Source organism: Hymenobacter sp. BRD128 (assembly GCF_013256625.1).
Classification (GTDB): Bacteria; Bacteroidota; Bacteroidia; order Cytophagales; family Hymenobacteraceae; genus Hymenobacter.
In genome coordinates this window covers 2,810,146-2,830,320 of the sequence record NZ_CP053908.1, presented here as the reverse complement: position 1 = coordinate 2,830,320, position 20,175 = coordinate 2,810,146, and the positions used below count along the sequence as shown (strand labels likewise).

The 20,175-nt window shown below is 62.6% G+C and carries 15 protein-coding genes; 7 read left to right on the top strand and 8 right to left on the bottom strand.

The window, feature by feature from the left end:
- Genes GKZ68_RS12565 through GKZ68_RS12555 form a run of 3 tightly spaced genes read left to right on the top strand, consistent with a single transcriptional unit; the run spans position 1 to position 1,775 of the window.
- Entirely contained in the window at positions 1-987 is a 987-nt protein-coding gene (locus tag GKZ68_RS12565; RefSeq protein ID WP_173115264.1) for a PAS domain-containing sensor histidine kinase, read from the top strand.
- Positions 948-1,319, top strand: coding sequence for an ATP-binding protein (locus GKZ68_RS12560; protein ID WP_173115262.1), 372 nt, complete (start codon positions 948-950; stop codon positions 1,317-1,319). The genes GKZ68_RS12565 and GKZ68_RS12560 overlap by 40 nt, the downstream gene beginning before the upstream one ends.
- 45 nt (positions 1,320-1,364) lie before the next feature.
- Positions 1,365-1,775 carry a hypothetical protein gene (locus GKZ68_RS12555; RefSeq protein ID WP_173115259.1) on the top strand — a complete coding sequence of 137 codons (411 nt, stop codon included), beginning with the start codon at positions 1,365-1,367 and terminating at the stop codon, positions 1,773-1,775.
- Between the two features lie 6 nt (positions 1,776-1,781).
- Here the strand turns inward: GKZ68_RS12555 and GKZ68_RS12550 are convergent, their stop codons facing one another.
- From GKZ68_RS12550 to GKZ68_RS12535, 4 genes are all read right to left on the bottom strand, one after another.
- A complete protein-coding gene (locus GKZ68_RS12550) occupies positions 1,782-2,492 on the bottom strand; it encodes an SAM-dependent methyltransferase (RefSeq protein ID WP_173115256.1) in 711 nt (236 codons plus the stop codon).
- A gap of 33 nt (positions 2,493-2,525) precedes the next feature.
- Complete coding sequence (locus GKZ68_RS12545; RefSeq protein WP_173115253.1) at positions 2,526-3,458, bottom strand: hypothetical protein; 933 nt, start codon at positions 3,456-3,458, stop codon at positions 2,526-2,528.
- A gap of 8 nt (positions 3,459-3,466) precedes the next feature.
- Positions 3,467-4,264, bottom strand: a complete 798-nt coding sequence (locus GKZ68_RS12540; protein ID WP_173115250.1) for an alpha/beta fold hydrolase — start codon at positions 4,262-4,264, stop codon at positions 3,467-3,469.
- A gap of 139 nt (positions 4,265-4,403) precedes the next feature.
- Complete coding sequence (locus GKZ68_RS12535; RefSeq protein WP_173115247.1) at positions 4,404-5,000, bottom strand: hypothetical protein; 597 nt, start codon at positions 4,998-5,000, stop codon at positions 4,404-4,406.
- 121 nt (positions 5,001-5,121) lie between these two features.
- Here GKZ68_RS12535 and GKZ68_RS12530 point away from each other — a divergent pair, with 121 nt between their 5' ends.
- Together GKZ68_RS12530 and GKZ68_RS12525 are read left to right on the top strand one after the other, a co-directional pair.
- Positions 5,122-5,679, top strand: coding sequence for a DapH/DapD/GlmU-related protein (locus tag GKZ68_RS12530; RefSeq protein ID WP_173115244.1), 558 nt, complete (start codon positions 5,122-5,124; stop codon positions 5,677-5,679).
- Positions 5,630-7,036, top strand: coding sequence for a hypothetical protein (locus tag GKZ68_RS12525; protein ID WP_173115241.1), 1,407 nt, complete (start codon positions 5,630-5,632; stop codon positions 7,034-7,036). Before GKZ68_RS12530 ends, GKZ68_RS12525 begins: the two co-directional genes overlap by 50 nt.
- Before the next feature lie 196 nt (positions 7,037-7,232).
- Here the strand turns inward: GKZ68_RS12525 and GKZ68_RS12520 are convergent, their stop codons facing one another.
- Positions 7,233-10,610 carry a TonB-dependent receptor gene (locus GKZ68_RS12520; RefSeq protein ID WP_173115239.1) on the bottom strand — a complete coding sequence of 1,126 codons (3,378 nt, stop codon included), beginning with the start codon at positions 10,608-10,610 and terminating at the stop codon, positions 7,233-7,235.
- Positions 10,611-10,939: 329 nt separating this feature from the next.
- Here GKZ68_RS12520 and GKZ68_RS12515 point away from each other — a divergent pair, with 329 nt between their 5' ends.
- Together GKZ68_RS12515 and GKZ68_RS12510 are read left to right on the top strand one after the other, a co-directional pair.
- Entirely contained in the window at positions 10,940-11,848 is a 909-nt protein-coding gene (locus GKZ68_RS12515; RefSeq protein ID WP_173115238.1) for a YicC/YloC family endoribonuclease, read from the top strand.
- Between the two features lie 323 nt (positions 11,849-12,171).
- Complete coding sequence (locus GKZ68_RS12510; protein WP_173115236.1) at positions 12,172-12,714, top strand: hypothetical protein; 543 nt, start codon at positions 12,172-12,174, stop codon at positions 12,712-12,714.
- A 149-nt stretch (positions 12,715-12,863) separates the two neighbouring features.
- On the opposite strand, the gene GKZ68_RS12505 is transcribed toward GKZ68_RS12510, so the two are convergent.
- From GKZ68_RS12505 to sprA, 3 genes are all read right to left on the bottom strand, one after another.
- Positions 12,864-14,570, bottom strand: a complete 1,707-nt coding sequence (locus tag GKZ68_RS12505; RefSeq protein WP_173115234.1) for a VanZ family protein — start codon at positions 14,568-14,570, stop codon at positions 12,864-12,866.
- A 157-nt stretch (positions 14,571-14,727) separates the two neighbouring features.
- A complete protein-coding gene (gene gcvH / locus GKZ68_RS12500) occupies positions 14,728-15,108 on the bottom strand; it encodes a glycine cleavage system protein GcvH (protein ID WP_173115232.1) in 381 nt (126 codons plus the stop codon).
- An 80-nt stretch (positions 15,109-15,188) separates the two neighbouring features.
- Complete coding sequence (gene sprA, locus GKZ68_RS12495; RefSeq protein ID WP_254244277.1) at positions 15,189-20,156, bottom strand: cell surface protein SprA; 4,968 nt, start codon at positions 20,154-20,156, stop codon at positions 15,189-15,191.
- Positions 20,157-20,175: the final 19 nt, after the last annotated feature.

The following is a 20,175-nucleotide window of genomic DNA, read 5'->3' as shown; positions in this document are numbered from 1 at the left end:
ATGTCCCTGCGCCTCCGGTTTCTGCTGTTTCTGCTGCCGCTGTATGCCGTGCTGGTGGCGGTGGCGGCGCAGGTGCGCACGAGCCGGCCGGCACTGTTCATTGCCTGCGAGCTGATTATCGCGGCCAGCGCGGGGCTCACCTGGCAGCTCTACCGGGGCTTCGCGCGGCCCATCCGCCTTATTGAGGCGGGCACGGCGGCGCTGGCCGCCCAGGATTTTAACTTGAAATTCAAGCCCGTGGGCCAGCCCGAGCTCGACCAGCTCGTTGGCGTATATAACCAGATGCTCGACGCGCTGCGCCAGGAGCGCGTGAGCCAGCACGAGCAGGCCGTGCTGCTGGAACGCCTCGTTGGCGCCTCGCCGGCGGGCATTCTCATCCTGAGCTTCGACAATGAAATAACCAGCGCCAACGCCGCCGCCGCCCGTGCCCTGGGCCCGCCGCCCGCCGCGCTGCGTGGGCTGGCCGTGGCTAGCCTGCCCGCGCCCTGGGGGCCGGTGCTGGCTAGCCTGGCCGTGGGGCAGGCGCAGCCGGTGCGCCTGGCGGGCGGCCAGCTCTACCGCGCCGCCGCCGCGCACTTTCTCGACCGCGGCTTTCCGCGGCGCTTCGTGGTGCTGGAGGAACTAACCGAGGAGCTGCGCCAGCAGGAAAAGCAAACCTACGAGCAGCTCATCCGGCTCATGTCGCACGAGGTGAATAACTCCATCGGGGCCGTGAACTCGCTGCTGGGTAGCTTTGGGCACTACGCCCCGCAGCTGGCCCCCGCCGACCGCGCCGACTACGAGCAGGGCCTGGCCGTGAGCATTGCCCGCAATACCCAGCTCGCCGATTTCATCGGGCGCTACGCCCGGTTGGTGCGCCTGCCGCCGCCCGCCCCGCACCCCACCGACGTGCACGCCCTGCTGCGCGACCTGGGCCGCCTGCTAGCCCCCAGAGCGCCGCCCAGGGCGTGGCCTGGCACTGGGCGCTGGCCAGTGAAGAGCCGCTGATAGTGCCGGCCGACTCGCAGCAGCTCGCCCAGGCCCTGCTCAACGTGACCAAGAATGCCCTCGAAGCCATTGGGCCGGGCGGGGGCAACGTGTGGGTGCGCACCACGGCCCGGCCGCCCACGCTCACTATCGAAAACGACGGCCCGCCGCTCAGCCCAGCGGTGAGCCAGCGGCTGTTCACGCCCTTCTTCAGCACCAAGCCGGGTGGGCAGGGTATCGGCCTGGTGCTGGTGCGCGATATTTTATTGGCCCACGCCTTCGCTTTTCGGCTCGAAACCGGGGCTAGCGGGCGCACGGCCTTTACTATGGTGTTGCAACCTTCGGGCCGCTAGCCCGGTATTTGGGGCCGTAAAATTTTGGTTCTGCCTACTTTGCTCATGCCTGCCACGTCGCCCGCGCTTCCCGTCTACTTTCAAAATGCCGTGGCCCGCCTGCTCGAGCACCCGCACGGCTACGCGGTGGTCGAGTACCAGCCCGGCCCGCGCCGGCTCTCCGACTTGCAGGGCCTGCTGGCCCAATTAGGGAACCTGCTCACCCAGCGCGGCTGGCACCGCGTGCTGGGCGACCAGCGCCGCATGCAGCCCTTTACGCCCGAGGAAAGCGAGTGGATACGCGCCCACTGGCTCACGCGCGGCACTACGTTTCACGGGGCCGTACTGCTGCCCCACGACGTATTTGCGCGCCTCGCCAGCAGCCAGCTCGTGCTCGAAGCCAAGGCCGCTAACCTCAGCTACCGCCTCTTCGACGACCTGGCTGCCGCCGAAGCCTGGCTAGCCAAGCTGGCCTGAGCCGGGCTACCTGCCCAGCGCAAACACGGCCGGGCGCTTGTGCAGCCGGGGCAGCTCGGGCAGCCGGCGCCAGTCGGCCACGGCCAGGGTGCGTAGGTACTCGGTGGGCGCGGTGAGGTCGGCGGCCACGCACAGGCGCGTGGTGGGTGCGAGGTGGGCCAGCAGGTCGGTCAGCAGCTGGTCGTTGCGGTAGGGCGTTTCGATAAAAAGCTGGCTTTGGTCGCGCTGGCCGGCTTCTTTTTCTAGCGTTTTGATGGCCGTAATGCGCGCCGCCTTCTCAATGGGCAAATAGCCGTGAAAGGCAAAGCGCTGCCCATTCAGCCCCGAGCCTATGAGGGCCAGCAAAATAGACGACGGCCCCACCAGCGGGCGCACCGCCAGCCCCAGCCGGTGGGCTTCCTGGGCCAACGCCGCGCCGGGGTCGGCAATGCCGGGGCACCCGGCCTCGGAGAGCACGCCGGCCTCGATGTTCTCTTTCACCAAAGGTTCCAGCGCGGCCTTTACCTGGGCCGGTGTGCTGTCTTTATCGATGAGCACGAAGCGGATAGCCTCGATGACGCGGTGCGGCGCCACCTCCTTCACGAAGCGGCGGGCCGTGCGCAGGTTTTCGACCAGGAAGTAGGGCAGCCGGGCCACGGCCGCCACCACCTGCGGCGGCAGCACCTGGGGCGCGGTGCCGTCGGCCAGTGGGGTAGGAAGGAGGTAAAGCGTTGACATAGAAAGGTAAATAAACAAAAGTGGCCGAGCAGGCTACTCAATTAAATCGGGCCAGTAGGCCGGCGGCCGCAACTCCATGACCAGCAGCAAAAAGCTAATTATTGCGCTGCCAAGTAGGGTGATTGTGAGTGCTAGTTTCAGGGAGGGAAGGCCCCGCATCGCGAACGGCGCTTGCACTGGCGTGAGCAGCAGCGGCTCGCCCTCGGTACGCGGCGCTAGGCGGCTAGCCCGCACGGCCAGGTATAAGCCAAGGTCGGATGCTTCTTTGCGCTCCAGGTACGTGAAATGGGTTAGCGTAAGCGTATCAAACCGGGCATTGAAGCGGGCTACGGCGTTTGTGGAGCGCCAATCCACTTCGCCGGGCGAAAGGTTGTAGCCTAACTCTTCCCGATAAATGTACCCTAGCCACGCCGGCACGGGTAGCGCTGCGGCGGCTGTATCGGCGGCGGTGCTCAGCAAGGGGCAGGCATAGAAGCAATTGGCGTAGTAAGTCTTGGTGCCGTTTTTCGATTTAGTGAAATCCGTGGTGGCATACTGCCCGCGCCGGAGCTTGGCCACGTAAAACGGGCCGTGCAGGCGAAAGAAAATGGCCGTGCCCGGCTGCGCCAGCTCGCGCACGCTGCGCAGGTCGCGCACCTCACCCAGGCGGGCGTGCAGGCACTGGCGCACGTTCCAACTCACCGCCAGGCAAAGCATCCACGCAAAGAGCAGCGGCAAGCGCCGCGATTCTCCCTTGTAGTTGCGCGCCAGCAAAGCCCACGGCCGCCACAGCCACCAGCACACCCCAAAGCCCCCTACAAAAGGCGCCCAAAAAGCCCACCAGCCGCCCCATGCCCACGGCTGCAAGAGTGCGGTAGCCCCGGCGTAGGCCGCCAGGTAGCTGCCAAAAGCCTGGGCATAGGGCCGCACCAGGTAGCGCAGCCGCAGTGAAACAGTGTGCCGCCAGGTAGCCAAAAATTCAGCCATGCATGCGGCTAGGGTAGCTGCCCCACAAAGTTCTGCACCAGCCCATACACCTCATCGGGCTTTTCGGCGTGCAGCCAGTGGCCGGCGTCGGGCACGGTGACTACCTGCGAATTGGGGAACAAAGCCGGAATGCCGGTCAGCTTATCCTCGGGCGTGATGTAGTCGGACTTGCCGCCGCGCAGAAACAGCGTGGGCTTGAGGAACGGCTGGGCCGAAGTGATTTCTTCGCCCACGGCGGCCAGGTTGCCGACCAGCGCCGGCAGGTTGATGCGCCAGGCAAAGGAATTATCCTCGCGCCGGTACAAGTTCTTAAGCAAAAACTGCCGCACGCCCACCTGCGAAATGGTGCGGGCCAGCGCCGCCTCGGCCTGCTGCCGGGTTTGGATGGTGGCCAGGTCCACGGCTTGCAGGCCGGCGATGATGTCGTCCTGGTGCTCCATATTGGAAAAGCGCGGGGCGATGTCGAGCACGATGAGCTGGGCCAGCCGCGCGGGGTAGCCCAGCGCCAGGCACATGGCCACCTTGCCGCCCATGCTGTGACCCATGAGCGTGAGGCGCGCCGGGTCGAGGGCCAGGTGGTCGAAGAGGGCCAGCACATCCTGGGCCATGAGCGCGTAGCTGTGCTCGGGCGAGTGAAACGAGCGGCCGTGGTTGCGCAAATCGATGGAAACCACGCGTAGGCCGGCTTCCTCGGTCCAGCGCCGGGCCAGGGTCTGCCAGTTGTCGAGGGTGCCAAACAGGCCGTGCAAAATGACGAGCGACCGGGCGCCAGGGGCGCCCTGGTCGAGGTAGTGCAGAAGGGGCATTTTTTCAGTCATCGATTATCAGTTAACAATATCAAGCAACAGTTAGCAATAAACAAGCAGCGGAGAGCATGAGAGCGGAGCGGCCCGTAGGCGCATCCACTGTGCAGCCCCAATAAGAAATTGATAACTGCTCACTGACTTAAAGCCACGCCCAGGCGCGGCGTCTTTCCTGGACCTCTACGCCATAGTGGCGCAGGTAGCGCACCAGCAGGTGCATATCGGGCAGCACGAGGCTGGTGAGGATAATATCGCCCTGGGGCAGCGGCAGGCGCAAATATTCGTAGCGCCGCCAGAATACGCCGGGCCAGCGGCAGCGGCTCCACGCTACCGGGCCGGGGCCGGGCCAGCCCTGGCGGGCGGGGTCGTAGGCCAGCACCCCATCGAGCGCCACTTGCAGATGGCCTTCCAGAGGGTTGAAAACGAGCGTGGTAGCAGCGTTGAGGGTGTAGTAGCGCAGGTGCAGCAGCAGCGCCGGCGCGGCCAGCGCCAGCACGGCCAGCAGCAGCGCCCAGGCTAGCCAGCGCTCAAAGGCGGTGGGCGCCACCAGGCCGGGGCCGGCGGCGGCTAGCCCCGTGCCCACCGCCAGCAGCGGCCACGTCAGCAGCGAGAGCTGGCGCGCCGGGGTGGCCCGGTATACGGTGGCCTTTTTGCCAAAAAGCCCCAGCGCCCAGCGGGCCAGGCCCAGCAGCACTACCATCGTGAGAGCCGCTTCGAGCAGCGAGCGGAGGAAATTCATTGCTGCAAAACTACGGGTTGCGGCCGCCGGGGCGGGCCGGCCGCGCCGCGCCGGGCCAAACCCGTGCTAAGTTTGGGCTGTGGCGGCCGGGTGGCGGCCGGGCGCGACCCTACTACGCAGCATGACCAACGGGCTAACACGGCGGGTGAAGCAGGTGCTGCGGCTGCGGCCCGAGATGCCGCTAAGCTTCTATGTGCTCGACGGGCTGTTTCGGAAGCTGCTGCGCCAGAATGCGGGCGTGCCCTGGGCGGTGCACCACACCAGCACCATTCGCAACCCGCAGCGGCTGCGGGCGGGGCGGGGCACGTTTCCGGGCGACTCGCCGGGGGTATACATCAACGCTGATAATGGCGTGATAGTGGGCGATTTTACCAATATCGGGCCGCGGGTGGGGCTGATTTCGGCCAACCACGACCCGGTGAACAATGCCGCGCAGCTGGCCGCGCCGCCGCTGCGCATCGGCCATTTTTGCTGGCTGGGCCTGGGGGCCGTGGTGCTGCCGGGCGTCGAGCTAGGCGATTTTACGGTGGTGGGCGCGGGGGCGGTGGTCACGCGCAGCTTCCCGGCCGGCTACTGCGTGCTGGCCGGCAATCCGGCCCGGCTCCTTAAAGAATTAAACCGCGACGACTGTGACGCCTACGCCCGAAGCGCCTACGCGCGGCACGCTGCTCGGCACTAGCGCGGCCATTTTTCTGATTCGGTTTTTGCCCACCCTGGCCAGCGTGGTGGCCCTGGTGTGGCTGGCCCGCGCCACTAGCCCGGCCTACTACGGGCGCTACCAAAGCTTCTGGGTGCAGTGGCAGGTGCTGCACGTGGTGGCCTGCCTGGGCCTGCCCACGCTGGTGCTTACCTACGCGCCACCCCAGGTGCGCGGGCTGGCGCGGGCGGCGCGGCCCGCGCACCTGGCCGGGCTAGCGGGCTGGGTGCTGCTGGTGGCGGGCCTGTTTGCCGGGGTGCAGTGGTGGCGCGGCTCGCCGTTTGCGCCGTGGCAGGCGGGGGGTTTTCTGCTGCTCAACGTACCCATTGCCGTGCTGGAAGCTTATGCCGTGGGGCTGCGGCGGTTTCGGCCCCTGGCGCTGGTGAGTGGAAGCTACGCGGCCTGGTTTGTGGGCGGCCACACACTGTTGGTGGGCCACTACCTGAGTAGCCCGCAGCTCATGGCCTGGCTATTGGTGGGCAATGCGCTGCGCCTGGCCGGGCTGGCTGGGCTAGCCGGCTCGGGCGCGCCGGGGCCGGCCGCGCCCGTAGCCTGGCCACCGGTGCGCAGCCTCTGGTTTCACACGGCCCTCAATGAGGTAGTGCAGGTGCTGTTTCGGTGGGTCGATAAGCTGGCGCTCAACTTCCTGCTGCCGGCCGCGCTGTTCGCTTTGTACTTCAACGGCACAGTCGATATTCCTTTGCTGCCCCTGCTGCTGGGCGCGGCGGGCAGCACGCTGCTGCTGCATTTTGGCGAGCCCGCGCGCACCGAGGCCGGGCGGCTAGCCCTGCTGCGGGCGGCGGGGGCACTGCTGGGGCGGCTGGTGTTTCCGCTGTTTTTCTTTCTGCTGTTTTTCCGGCGCGAGTTGTTCGGGGTGGTGTTTGCGCACCGCTACGACGCGGCGGTGCCGCTGTTTGTGGTGGCTTCGCTGGTGGTGCCGCTGCGGGCCTACAACTTCACGGCGTTGCTGCAGCACAAAGGGCAGGGGCGCGTCATTACTACCGGCGCGCTGCTCGACCTGGCCTTGGCGCTGGCCCTGATTTACCCGCTGTACCGGCTGCTGGGGCTGGCGGGGGTGGCCTTGTCGTTTGTCTTCAGTACCTACGCGCAGGCCGGCTACTACCTGCGGCACACGGCGCGGCTGCTGGGGGTGCCCTGGGCTAGCCAGCTGCCCTGGCGGCCGTGGGCCGGGCAGCTGGCCGGTGCCGCGCTGGGCCTGGGCCTGCTGCACACCGTGCTGGCGCCGGCGCTGCCCGAGCGGCTGGTGCTGCTGGTGGGGGCGGGGCTGCTCGGGCTGTGGCTAGCCGGGCAGCTGTGGCTGGCCCGGCGGCATTCCTAAGCTGGCCGCCCTGCCGGCCCCGATTCGCCAGCGGCGCGCGAAGTCTGTAAGGCCACAACCCCCGGCGGCGCAACTGGCTGCCCGCATTCTCCACGCACCGGGGCCGGCGACTCACCGCCCCCGGTGCTGCTACTCAAAAAAACAGCCGGCTGCCCAGGGTGGGCAGCCGGCTGCGGCGCAAGCGGCTAAGCTTGGTTTAGAACAAGTAGCGCACCCCTAGCTGGCCCTGCCAGCGCGAGGCCAGCTGGTCGATAGAGTAGGTAGCGGGGTTGTTGTTGAAGGTGAAGGTAGGCCGGTTGAACGTGCTGTTGTAGCTGCTGTTCAGGTTGCCATTGGCATCGGCAAACTGCGAGCCGACGGCGAGGCCGGTGTTCAGGGTCGAGTTGAAGGTGTTCGGTACGAAGTACTGGCGGCCCCAGCTGTTGTTAATCAGGTTGCCAACGTTGATAATGTCGAACGAAATCTGGAGGGTGTGGCCCGTGGGCACGGCACCGGTAGCATCAGCATCGAGCTTGCCCAGCTTAGCCTCTACCATGAAGCGCACGTCGGCCTGGTTGTTCCAGGGGGTGCGGGCTGCGTTACGCTCGGCATACTGCCCACGGCGGGTGCTCAGGTACGAGTCGTTGTTCACGAAGGCATCAAACTGCTGGCGCTGCTGGTCGGCGGTAGCCGTGGCGGTAGATACAAATACCAGGTCGTTGGCCGAGTTTGGGATAAAGGCCAGCTCTACGTTCGCTTGGCCGTTGCCGAAGGGGTTGTTGCTGTATACCCAAGTGTAGGGCGAGCCGCTCTGGTAGGTGAGCACCGAGGTGAAGTAGCCCGTGAAATGCTGGCCCAGCGAGTGGTGCAGGTTGAGCGAAGCTACCACGCGGTGGCGCAGGTCGAAGTTGGAGTAAGCCAGGGCGGGGTCGTTCACGTTCAGGGCCGGGTTCAGCTCCCAGTTCGACTGGGGCGAGTTGCGGATACCGTTGCTGATGTCCTTGCTCTGGCCGTAGGTGTAGGCGGCAGTTACATCAAGCAGGTTGGCCACCGTCTGGCCCACCGAGCCGGTCAGCTGGTAGCGGTAGCCCTGCTGGGTGTTGGTCAGGAAGAAGGCGTTGGAGAAGCCCGTATTCACTTTGGTAGCGGCCGACGTAGCCCCGGGGAAGGTGTAGCCCGTGTAGCGGGGGCTCAGGGTCGGGCCTTGCGCGAAGTAGGTAGCGTTGTCGACCAGGTTGATGTTCTCAAACTTTACATCCTGAATTGTCTTGGTATACAAGCCCTCAATCGAGAAGCGGGTACCGGTCGGCAGCTTGAAGTCGAAGGCCAGCGACGAGCGCCACACCTGCGGCATCTTGAAGTTATTGTCAATCAGGTTAACCTCCGTCGTGCTCTGGGACGAGGCGGGCAGCTGGGCGTAGATTTTGTTCGGGTCTTGGTTGAGCAGGTATTTAGTACCTGCTCCAGTGCCGGCTGGCTGACCAGTGGCCCCGATAGTACCGTTTTGAATATTGTTCAAGTCAACCGAGTTGAAGTTTACGCCGTTGTTGTAGTAGGCGTAGCCAAACCAGGCGAAGGGCACCCGGCCGGTGAAGATGCCCGAGCCACCGCGCACTACGAATGAGCCGTCACCTTTCACATCGTAGTTAAAGCCTAGCCGGGGCGAAAACTGTACTTGCCCGAGGTAGCCGTTATTCAACTCCTGCCAGGCCGTGTGCGAGTACGTCTGGTTGAGGGTGCGGGCATCGTTGGCCGGGTTGTTCACCAGTGCCGAGTTCAGGGCTGGCTTGGTGGGCAGCGAAGCAATGTCGAAGCGAATGCCGGGGGTGATTTTCAGGCGGTCACCTATCGACCACTCGTCCTGCAGGTAAGCGCTGTAGAAATTGATGTTGAACGAGGCCGAGGGGTTATTGAAGTTGTAATTGTACGAGTTGTCGGTCTTGTTGTACGTACCCCGGATACGGCTCGGCTGGTCGTTGAGGAACTGCGCCACGTTGTTGTACTCGATGCGGCCGTTCCAGGAGTTGATAAAGCCGTAGTCAATCTTGTAGAACTCGTTGTGGGTGCCCAGCGTCAGGGCGTGCGCCCCCTTGTAGAACGTCACGTTGTCGGTGACCTCAAACGTCTTCTGGCGCTGGTTGAAGATGCTGGCCTCGCGGTCGGAGCCGAGCAGAATCTGGTTCGAGCCTAGGTAATTCTTAGTGGGGTCGGTGCCCACGTTGTTAATCTGCACGGCCGGAAACACATCGGCCTGGCCGTTGAGCAGGGTCCGGAAGTCGTGGATGTTGGTGTAGCCCAGAATCAGGTTGTTGGCCAGGCTGTTCGAGAAGTTCGACTTTACTTCCAGCACCGTCGAGTTCTGCACGTTGTTCTGGTTGAAGTCCTGCGAGCCAAACTTGAACAGGCTGCCCGAGCGCTCCAGGTTAGAAGCCACTGCGCTGATGTAGTTGTGGCGCAGGGCAATGCTCGTCTTGTCGTTGAGGTTGAAGTCGAGGCGGCCGAAGAGCTTGTCGCTGTTAGCGTAGATATTGTAATCGCCATAAGGACCTACGTTATAGCCGTAGGTAGTTTGCAGCTTGGTGGTAATCTGCTGCGCCAGGTCCGTTGTTACGGGCGAGCCAGGCTGGCCGGCACCGTAAAACTGCGGCTCGGTGCGGCGGGCAGTTTCCCCGTTTATGAAGAAGAACAGCTTGTCCTTCACGATAGGGCCACCTATCCGGAAGCCTTCCTGGTGGTCGTGGTAGGCAGTGCCAATTTTAGCATCCGACCCGTCCACGCTCTTGCCGGTGATTGACTGGTTGCGGCCGTAGAAGTATACCGAACCGTGGAAGTCGTTGGTGCCCGAGCGGGTTACGGCGTTAATCGAGCCGCCGGTGAAGTTGCCGAGCTTTACGTCGTAAGGAGCCACCTGCGCCTGGATTTCCTGAATGGCATCCAGCGAAATCGGGTTGGCGCGGGCCGAGCCGCCGGGCAGGCCGCTGGTGCCACTTACCCCACCCAGCGAGGGCGAAAAGCCAATGGCATCGTTGTTAATAGCACCGTCGAGGGTGATATTATTATACCGGAACGAGCTGCCCGCGAAGGAGTTATTCGAGTTGCGCGGGTCGAGGCGGGTAAAGTCCTGAATGCTGCGCGAAATGGTGGGCAGCTGCTGCAAGGCCTCGCGGCCTACGTTGGTGCCGGCACCGGTTTTGGTGGCCTGGGTGTTGCCCACTACCACTACTTCGTTCAGGGCCTGGGCCTCGGCCGCCAGCACAAAATTGAGGCGGGTCGTGTTGCCCAGGGTCAGAAATACGTTGTTGATAGTCTCTTCCTTATAGCCTACGTAAGTCACCGTCACGGTATAAGGTCCGCCGGGCGCCAGGTTCGGAATGGTGAAGCGGCCGTCGGCCTCGGTGGCAGTACCGCGCTTGGTACCCGTAGGTACGTTGGTAGCGACGACCGTTACGCCTATGAGGTCTTCATTCTTGTCGGAAATTACTTTTCCGCTGATTGATGAGGTCGTGACCTGAGCTGAGGCTAGCCGGCCCAGCAACAGGAGGAAGAACAAAATTGCCAGCCGCAAGGCAGTCCGGCTACTAGTAAGAGTTCGCATAAAAAGGGGGTTAGGCCAATGCAATCGCAAAGGTCCCCCGGTATTTTCAGCCCTTCGCTAGCCGGTTAGTTATCAAATTATTGGTAATAGACGAGGGCGATAATATTTGCGTAACATGAAGCTGGCTGCCGAAAACCAGATTACCCAGCTTAGCAACAGGAAATAGTAGTCATAAAAAATTCAGCGAGCAATCGGTAAGGGTCAGCGAGTAATAAGAAGAGATAAACGCCAATCTGCCCGATTGAGGCTGCCGGCTAGCGGTGAGCCGCGCCAGTAAGACCTAATTTTGTTGCCACCATCAGCCGCCGCGCTGCGCATTCCCTGACAATATGTTGCTTTCCATGACCGGCTTTGGCCAGGCCCACCGCGATACGGACCGCTACACCGCCACGGCCGAGCTGCGCTCGCTCAACTCCAAAACCCTTGACTTAAGCCTGCGCCTGCCGCGCTTTTTGCAGGCCCACGAGCTCGAAATTCGCCAGCAAATTACCAAGGCCCTGCTGCGCGGCAAAGTCAATTTCAACTTTGATTTCAGCCGCCCGGCCGGCGCCACGGCTGCGCCCAGCCTCAACCGCGAGGCCTTGCTGGCTGCCTACCGCGAGCTGCAAGCCGTAGCTGCCACGGTGGGGATTATACCTAGTGAAGAGATGTTGCTGGCCGCCCTGCGCCTGCCCGGCGTGGTGCCCACCGCCGCCGAAGCCGCCCAGGCCAGCCAGGCCGAAGCCGGCGCCGACGAGCCTACCTGGGCCGAGTTGCAGCCGCTGCTCACCGAGGCGCTGGCCGCCATGCAGCAGTTTCGCCAAGACGAGGGCCAGACCCTGCAGCAGGAAATCCTGGGCTACATCGCCACCATCCGGCAGCAGCTGGCGGCCGTGGAGCTGCACGACCCCCAGCGCATTGCCCACGTGCGCCAGCGCCTGGCCACTCACTTGGCCGAGCTCACGCAGCACGAGCAGTTCAACGCCACGCGCTTCGAGCAGGAAGTGCTCTATTACATTGAGAAGCTCGACATTGCCGAAGAAAAAGTGCGCCTGGCGGCCCACCTCGACTATTTTGAGCTAGCCACCCGGCAGCCCGACGAAGCCGTGGGCAAAAAGCTTAGCTTCCTGGCCCAGGAAATAGGCCGGGAAATCAACACGATAGGCTCGAAGGCCAACGATGCTGCCGTGCAGCACTTGGTGGTGGGCATGAAAGAGGAGTTAGAAAAAATTAAGGAGCAGCTCAATAATATTCTCTAGCTAAATCCGGACGCGGCACTAAGTTCGTAAAGAAAGTGTAAAAAGTGCTGCATCATTCTTGGGCAAATTTGCATTTTTGATAGAAAGAAAAAGTTTTTTCAAGCGCATCTTGATTTAGTAGTCCTAAATGCTGCTTTAATAAAAGGTGTATAAATGCTTTTTTTACAGCGATTTAAATCACATAAAACACAAAATCTTTCTTCTTTTAAGCCAGTAGTATTCGAAAAAAGATTTTTGGAACAATGTGCATGTTTTGTATGTAACTTAGTTCCCGGAACAGCGCAATTACTTTTTTACCCGTCAATTCCCATTAGCATTCTCTTATGAAATCACTCGTACTTCTCCTGTTTACCAGCTGCGCCAGCCTGCTGATGGCAGCCCGCCCCGCCTCCGAGATTGAGCTGATAAAAAAGCACGTGCTCAGCGAGCGTGTGGAAGTGCTCATCCCCAAGGGCTTTGAGGTGATGACCGAGCAGCAGATGGATTTTGCGTATGCGCACGCCAGCAGCCGCCCCAGCGTGGTTTTCACCAACAACAACCTGGTGTCGCTGGCCTTCAACTACTCGGACAACGACGCCGACCAGGACATGGTGCAGGTGTACGAGAGCAACTTTGCCAAAGCTTACCACAAGCAGTATAACAAGGCTACCTGGTTTAGCGAAGGCGTGAAGGAAGTAGGCACCCGCAAGGTGGGCTACCTCGAATTCATGAAGCCGGAGATGGGCCACGAGGTGTACACGCTTGTGTTCTTCACCGATGTGCAGGGCAAGCTGCTCATCTGCACCTTCAACTGCGCCGACCGCCAGAAGCCCGAGTGGGAGCCGCTGGCTAAGAAAATCCTGAACTCGCTGAAGGCTAACGGGTAACCCGTGCGTTATCGCTCGTGCATTACGGATAGCTAGTGTTAAGGTGATTTATCAAGTAATAATTAGGTAAGTAATAAGCTGCACTTGCAGCGCCAGACGCAGGGAGCCCCGGCCAATAGGCTGGGGTTTTTTGCGTTTAGGGGAGGAGGCTAGCGGGCGCCCAGGCCATCGAGAAAATCGCGGGCTAGCCCGAAGGCGCCGGCAAAGCCCGCCAGCGACAGCGCGGCCGGGCGGTCGTTCACATCATGGTAGGCCAGGCTGCCGCCGCGCGTGTAAAGGAAAAACGCGGGTACGCCAGCTTCGGAAAAAGGAAAGTGGTCGGAGTTGGCGGCGCGGCCCCGGGCGGTGAGGCGCGGCAGGTAGTGGTGGGCCTCGTTGAGGGCCGTGAGGCGGGCAAAGGCCTTTTCGTAGACGCGGCCATTTACCACGGTGGCGCCTTCTTCGCCTGTGCCCAGCAGGTCGAGATTGAGCAAAAACTTGATGCTGGCCAGCGGCACCAGCGGGTGCCGCACAAAGTAACTGGAGCCCACCAGCCCCGCTTCTTCGGCCCCGAATAGCAGAAACACGACCGAGCAAGCAGGCCGGTTTTCGGGACGGGCGTAGTGGGCGGCCAACTCCAGCAGCAGTGCCACGCCGCTGGCGTTGTCATTGGCGCCGGGAAAGTAGGTATGCTTGCCCATCATGCCCAGGTGGTCGTAGTGGGCCGAGACGACGAGAAAGCTATCGGGCTGCGCGCTGCCTCGGATGATAGCAGCGAGGTTTTGGGTTTGGTAGTTGTGGAGGAGTTGGGCGTCGAGCTGAATGATTGCGGTAGTAGCGGGCGGTATGGTTGCCCACCGGCTAGCCAGGATTTCCAGGCGCACCTGGGGCACTTTCTCGCTGGTGAGCGAAGCCGTAAGCTTGGGCGCAAGCACTAAACGGGGGCCATTTTTAGCAAAGAATTGCTGCAAGGCGGGCGGCAACGTGCTAAGCCGCGCCTCATCACGGGCGCGCATCACCCAGGCATTGGGCAGATAGCCGATAACCCAGGGAAGGGACTTAATGCCCGGTACAGAGCCTCGCAAGCCGGTGCTGTATCGGCGCACAGTAGCCGTATCACTGAAAACCAAGGTGTCGAGCGGTACCAGCCGGTATCGTTGGGCCAGTGGTTGCGGCGCTGATTCTGACGCAGCAATAAAATCGTGGCCGGGCACCAGATTTTGCTTGGCTAGGGCAAGCTTCATCTTCCCCGGAAACGTATTTACATCCAGTGTAAACGGCTGGGTATAGTCGGGCGCTAGCGGGGCCAGGCCCAGCTGCCGTAGCCGGCCGCGCAGGTAGGCGGCGGCCCGGTGCTCGCCCTGCTGCACGTAGCCCCGGCCGCGCATTTTAGGCGAAGCTAATTCCGCGATGGTGCGGCGGGCGCGGGCCAGGTCGGGCTCGGTGGCTTGGGCGCGCGCGGGGCTGGGCAGCAGAAGCCAGGCCAGCGCCAGTGCGGGCAGGCGGCGGCTACGCCGCCCGGCCAGGCTAGCCCCGGCCAGCACCAGCGCCGCGCCGATGGTGTCGCTCAGCAGGTCGGTCCACTCGGCGTAGCGGCCGAGCTGCATCGCGTATTGCAGCACTTCGATGAGCGCCCCAAACGCGATGCACCCGAGCAGCACCCAGCCGGCCGGGCGGCGCACCCGGCGCCGCGCCCACAGCCAGGCCAGCCCCGCCAGCACCGCAAACACCCCCGCGTGGGCCGCCGTGTCGAAGGAAAGCAGCTTCCACTCGGGCGTGCGCGGCATTTCCTGGGCCGGGGTGAGGGTGAGCACCAGCACAACTACTACCCACAGTGCGGTGAGCAGGCCGGCAAAGCGGTTGGTAAGCAGCTTCATAACGGGCGGAAAAACCTAAAAAAGAACGTCATGCTGAGCTTGCCGAAGCATCTTGCTCGCGCCGCCAGAGGTACAACCCCAACGATTCGAGCAAGATGCTTTGACAAGTTCAGCATGACGTTCAAAAAGAAAGAATGCTGAGGCCTGCTGGGGCCGGCTAGGCGCCCACCAGCTCGCCGTAGGCCTGGGCCGAGAGCAGGCCGGCTACCTCGCCCTGGTTGGCTACTTTCATCTTAATAATCCAGCCTTCACCGTAGGGGTCCGAGTTCACGGTTTCGGGGGCGTCGGCCAGTTTGGCATTCACTTCGAGCACGGTGCCGCTGATGGGGCTGAAGAGGTCCGAAACCGTCTTCACGGCCTCCACGGTGCCGAATACGTCGTGCTGGGCAATGTCCTTATCAACGGTATCGATGTCCACGTACACGATGTCGCCCAGCTCGCGCTGCGCGTGGTCGGTGATGCCGATGGTGGCCGTGTCGCCGTCCAGGCTAATCCATTCGTGGTCTTTGGTGTAGTGCAGCGTGGCGGGAATATTCATGGAGGAGGAGAGAAGAAAGAAAAACTGACTGCCGGCAAAAGTACGGCGGGGCCGCCGGTGGTGGCTAGCCCCGCGCCTGCTTATTGCAGGCTGTAGCGCAGCTGCAGGCCGCCCTCGGTAGTGGCGTTGCGGAAGGCATTGCTCACGCGGGGCTGGGTGATATTTTGGGTGAAGTAGAACTGCAGGTTGAGGCGGGCGTTCAGCAGGTAGTCGACCGTGGGGCTCAGCTGCACTTGCAGCGAGCCGTTGGTAATCTGGCTGGTGGGTGTGCCGGGGTCGCCCACCACGGCGGGGCTGCCCAGCACCGTGCCCGAGCCCGTAGTGGCCGGAATGGGGTCGACCGAGCCCAGGATGCTGCGCTGAATGGTGGCATTGTCGCGAATGCTCATGTTGAGGCGCACGTTGAGCGTGTTTTTCAGCACGCGCTGCTCGCCGCCCACCCGAAACGGCAGTTTGAAGCCAGTGGCCGCGTAGCCCACCCCGATAACCAGCTCGGTAGTATGCAGCTCGGTAATTTGGGCATTGGTAATGTTGAGGGCCACGGCGCGGGCGGTGTTGTACTGCACGTTGCCGGTCACGTTGTTCACCGTCTGAAACCGCACCCCTAGTAGCGGGGCCATGCTCTCGATAATGCTTACCTGGCCTATTACGTAGTAGGGCACGTACTGGCCAGTGGCATTGACGGCAAACGGCACCCGGCCGTTGCCGCCCGGCCCAAACTCGGGCTCGCTAGGGTAGATGGTCGACGTGGTGTAGCCGCCCATATTGTACTTCGACGAGTACACGTGGTTCAGGCTAAACGAGCGGAAGACGTTGCGGATGCCCGGCAAGTCGGCCAGGCCGTTGTACTGAATATTCCAGTTAGGCAGCGGAATCACCGAGAAGGGATTAAACTCCTTGGCCGTGTAGCCATCCGACGACTTGCCGTGGTAGGCATCGAGGAAGCTCTGAAGCAGCACATCCTGCGAGTTGTAGCCGTAGAGGCCATTGGCCAGCCGGGTCGTGGTGCTTACCCCGCCGGTGGTCGTGGTTACGTCACGAGTGCCCGACGGATTAGCGGCCTGCAGGCGCTGCTGCACAATGGCGCGGTTGGTCACGAAGCGGGCGAAGGCCTTGCTGGTTTCACCGTTGGCCCCAAGGTCGCCGAAGAGCGTTTGCACCGTAATGGTGCTCACCGTGTACGAGCCGGTGCCCAGCGCCTGCACCGGCGCCAAGCGGTTGTCGCGGTAAGGATTCAGGGTACCATTGGCCAGGTAAGCCGCATTAGCTGTGTCAATATCCTTGCGGTAGTACGCCTCATTATTGCGCACTTTCTGCCGCACCAGGTCGAGCTGAATGTTGAAGCCCCGGAAAGGCTCCAGCGCGGTGCGGGCCGTCAGGTTTTCGGTGAGAATATTGGAAAGCGGCGTGTTCAGGTATTGGCTCTGGGTAGTGTACCAATTATTAGCGTTAGCCAGGTTATACAGCTCGCTGGTGGTGTATTGCTGCCCCAGAATGAAAGGCACGCCGGGGGCTAGCCCACCCAGCGGCGTGCGGTTATCCAGGCCAAAAAACCGGGTGGCCGGCATATAGCCCGGCAGCAAGGTGCCGCTCGACTGCGAATAGGTAAAGTTGATGCTGCGCGCCGTCATCACGGCCCGCAGCACGGCCTTCACGAAGCGCAGCGGGTCCTTGCGGGCCGTGTCGGGGGCGGTGGGCGTGGGGCGGGTAGCGGGCGCGTTGGGGTTATTGGGGTCGGGCAGGGCGGGGCGGGGCGGGTTGGCGGGCTGCGCGTTGTTGATAATATTCAGGAAGCGCACCTTATTATAAAGCTTCACCAGGTCAATCTTGCCGTTGGCGCTTAGTTCCCGGTTGTTCTGAATGGTATTGCCGATAGTTGTCGTCGAGGTATCGCCCACCACCAGGGGGTTAGCCAGCACGCGCAGGGCCGTGGAGGCCGCCTGCCAGGTATAGTGCGCCGTGTAGCGCGTGTCGGCCGAAATCCAGTCGGTGAGCGGAAATTTATCGAGCGGCAGGCGGTAGGTAAGGGCGATGTTCTGGTTGAAGTTAGTGGTGCGGCCGCCGCGCTTAAGGTTATTCCACTGCGTGGCGCGGTTGTCCAGGGCCGTTTGGCTGTCGCCGATGCTCTGGCCCGCGCCCTCGTCAATCACGCCCCGGTTGGTGGCCGTGTAGTCAAGAATGAGCGCCTTGGTCAGCGCCCAGCTCATGTCATAAATCCGGTTGATGTAGAACGACTTGTAAAATACGCCCGCAATGCCCGCCGTGGTGGGCAGCTGGCCCGGCTCGGTTACGCGCTGCAAAAAGCGCTCATTGTAACGCCTATCCAGGTCGGTGCGGAACGAGAAGCGCGAGGGCAGCGGCGTGAAATTGACCTGCTGAAAAATCTTCAGGTAGGGGTTATCCAACACCTTAAAGCTGGCGAGCGGCGTGTAGTTGCGCGGGGTAGTCTGGTAGATGTAGGCCAGCGCGGCGGTGTACGACTGCGTGTAGTCGCGCTGGGTGTTGATGTCGGTGTGCAGGCGCTCGGTAATGGCGTAGCTCACGGCCACGTTCTCGATGTCCCAGGGGTGGGTCTTGGTCTGGGTAGGGGCGCGCTCCTTACGCACGTTCAGCACCGAGATGCTGCGGGTGGTGGTGCGGTCCACCACCAGGCTCTTATAAGCAGTGGCGTCGGCGCTGTTCTTAAATTTCAACAGGCTCTGCTCCAGCTTGGTATCGGGGTCGAGCGGGTCGTACTGGGGCGTGATGGTCTGGCGGCCGGCCTGCACCAGCACCGGCACTCGCAGGCGCAGCTGCGGCGGCAAGAATTTTTCGGCCGCCACGGTGGCGTTGAGGTCGCCGCGCAGCACGTCGCTGGTCGAGCGCTGCTGCGCCTTATCCTGCAAGCCCCCAAAGCCCACGCCGATAAACGAGCCGGTGGCCGTGATGTTGGCCAGGTCGGCCAGCTTCACGTTCAGGCGGGCATTGGCGGCCCAGCCGCCCTGGTTGTCGAAGTCGAACACCCGGAACTCGTCGGCCCACAGCGTCACGCTCTTGTCGCTGGCATCGTCGCCGGGCCTGGTCGCGGCCGGGTTCAGCACGCCTATCATGCAGCCCTGCACCTGCGAAAAATCGGGGTTGCCCATGATGTAGATAACGGCGCTGTCGAGCGGCGAAGGCTTGTACCGATACGGAATAGTGTAGCTCACGCCCGGCACGCCGTTGGCAAGCGCCAGGTTGCGGGCGGCTTTTGCATCAATAAAGGATTGCAGGGCCACATCCACGTTGTTGACCTCGGGCCACACATCGGTCTGCTGCGTAGCCCCAGCCTGGGTCACTTTCATCGGCAGCGAGTACTCGTAGTAGTTCTGGCTGTAGTCGGTACCGATGCGGATAAACGCCCGCACGTCGCCGTCGGCCAGCTTGGTGGTGCTGTTGGCCTCGGCGTGGAAATACATGCGCAGGCGCTTGTAGCGCAGCAGGTTGGTCGTAAGGTTTTTGTAAGCGCCCTTGGCGTAGCCGTCGCGCAGCCGGGTGATACTCAGGCGCAGGCTCTGCTCGTTCTGCCGGCGCGCCACGGCCGTTGAACCGTACTCTACATCGCGGGTGATATTCGGCGGCACGATGTACGGGATGGCGCCGGTGGGCGGAGTGCCGGGAGCCGTGGCGCTGGCCGCCGACGGCCCGTTTTCCTCCACGCTCACCGTCGAGATGCTAAACGCGTCGGCATCAGTAGCCGTGCCAATGCCCGGCACCTGGGTTTTGGGGTCGGAGATAACGCTGGCGTACTGGCGCCACTGGTTGGCCACAAACTGCGGCTGCACCATGCGCAGCACCACCGGCTGCTCCCACTTGGTCAGGTACAGGCGCATGAAGCGGATGTTCTTGAAGCCAAACGGCTGGCCGCCGTTGCCTTCCACGCGCTGCGGCTGCCGGATAGGAATGCGGAACTGGTACCACGTCACCTGGTCGCCGCTACCCGCGCCCGTGGCCGTAATCGTATTCGTCACCTTATCGGTGATGTAGTTCTGGCCCACCACCATCTGGTTGGGCGTTAGGTGAATGGGGTATTCGTAGTACTGCTCGGTGGTCTGGATAATGTTGTCGCGGTTCAGGTCTTCCTTGTCGGGATAAGCTGAAGAGCTGAGCTGCGAGTTTTCGGGCGAGTTGCCCTCGTAGTTATCGTAGTTTTTGTAGCGGCCCAGTATCTGGGTATTGTTCGCGTCGTAGCTAGGGTCGAGGTGGTGGCGGAAGTCGTCGTTTGAGGGGTCAGCCAGCGCGCCGTAGCCCGGAATGGCGCGGAACTTTGCCTGCTCATCGGCGTCAGCGATGCCATCGAGGCCGATGTCCTGGCTAGCCCGCGCGCCGGGCGTAGCGTTAAAGGCATCGAGCAAAAACTGCTGATTGGTAACGCGGCCGAAGGGCGTGGGCGAGGTTGTATTCGGCGGGTCGCCCGGCACCGGCAGGCCGTTTTCGAACTCGTGCTGGCCCTGGTCGCGCAGCACGTCCTCGCTGATGTTGCCCAGGTTCAGCACCAGGTCGCCCCCCGTAGTATTATCGCCCGCGTTTACGGCGGGGCTGCTGGGGTCGTTCGAGTCAATAACGCTCCGGTCGCCGGCCTTCAAAAAGGGGTCCATCAGCCAGAACTCCAGGTACTCGACGTTCGCGTTGTCAAAGTCCGTATCAAATGTCACGCCCCGTGAGATGCCCCCAAAGCGGTTGCGGCCCTGCAAAGGCGAGCCGGCAAAACGCCGCCCATTGGGGTCGGTGGGGTCCAAGTTGGGCGTGTAGTTGTATGGCCCGCGCTCGTTGGGGAAGTACGCCATATCAAAGGTGTACTCGTAGCCGTTGCCCGTGGCGCCCAGGTCCTTGTTCGGAAACACCTCGTTGCGCGGAATACCCCGGGTATAGTGGTTGGCCAGGGTTTTGGCCGAAATGCCGGCCGGCACGTTGGGGCCGTTGGTGTAGTAGCTCTGGTCGATGGTATACCAGGCCAGCTTGGCGCGCTGGTAGCCATTGGCTAGCCCATCGGTGCCACTGCCCGCGAAGGGTGCGGGCGTGGCCGCCAGGCGCCAGGCCGGAATGGCA

Coding starts and splice junctions, on each gene's coding strand:
- GKZ68_RS12550 (WP_173115256.1), bottom strand. CDS start 2,492: ATGTCAACGCTTTACCTCCTTCCTACCCCACTGGCCGACGGCACCGCG.
- GKZ68_RS12515 (WP_173115238.1), top strand. CDS start 10,940: ATGTTGCTTTCCATGACCGGCTTTGGCCAGGCCCACCGCGATACGGAC.
- GKZ68_RS12510 (WP_173115236.1), top strand. CDS start 12,172: ATGAAATCACTCGTACTTCTCCTGTTTACCAGCTGCGCCAGCCTGCTG.
- GKZ68_RS12545 (WP_173115253.1), bottom strand. CDS start 3,458: ATGGCTGAATTTTTGGCTACCTGGCGGCACACTGTTTCACTGCGGCTG.
- gcvH (WP_173115232.1), bottom strand. CDS start 15,108: ATGAATATTCCCGCCACGCTGCACTACACCAAAGACCACGAATGGATT.
- GKZ68_RS12530 (WP_173115244.1), top strand. CDS start 5,122: ATGACCAACGGGCTAACACGGCGGGTGAAGCAGGTGCTGCGGCTGCGG.
- GKZ68_RS12520 (WP_173115239.1), bottom strand. CDS start 10,610: ATGCGAACTCTTACTAGTAGCCGGACTGCCTTGCGGCTGGCAATTTTG.
- GKZ68_RS12535 (WP_173115247.1), bottom strand. CDS start 5,000: ATGAATTTCCTCCGCTCGCTGCTCGAAGCGGCTCTCACGATGGTAGTG.
- GKZ68_RS12555 (WP_173115259.1), top strand. CDS start 1,365: ATGCCTGCCACGTCGCCCGCGCTTCCCGTCTACTTTCAAAATGCCGTG.
- GKZ68_RS12505 (WP_173115234.1), bottom strand. CDS start 14,570: ATGAAGCTGCTTACCAACCGCTTTGCCGGCCTGCTCACCGCACTGTGG.
- GKZ68_RS12565 (WP_173115264.1), top strand. CDS start 1: ATGTCCCTGCGCCTCCGGTTTCTGCTGTTTCTGCTGCCGCTGTATGCC.
- GKZ68_RS12540 (WP_173115250.1), bottom strand. CDS start 4,264: ATGCCCCTTCTGCACTACCTCGACCAGGGCGCCCCTGGCGCCCGGTCG.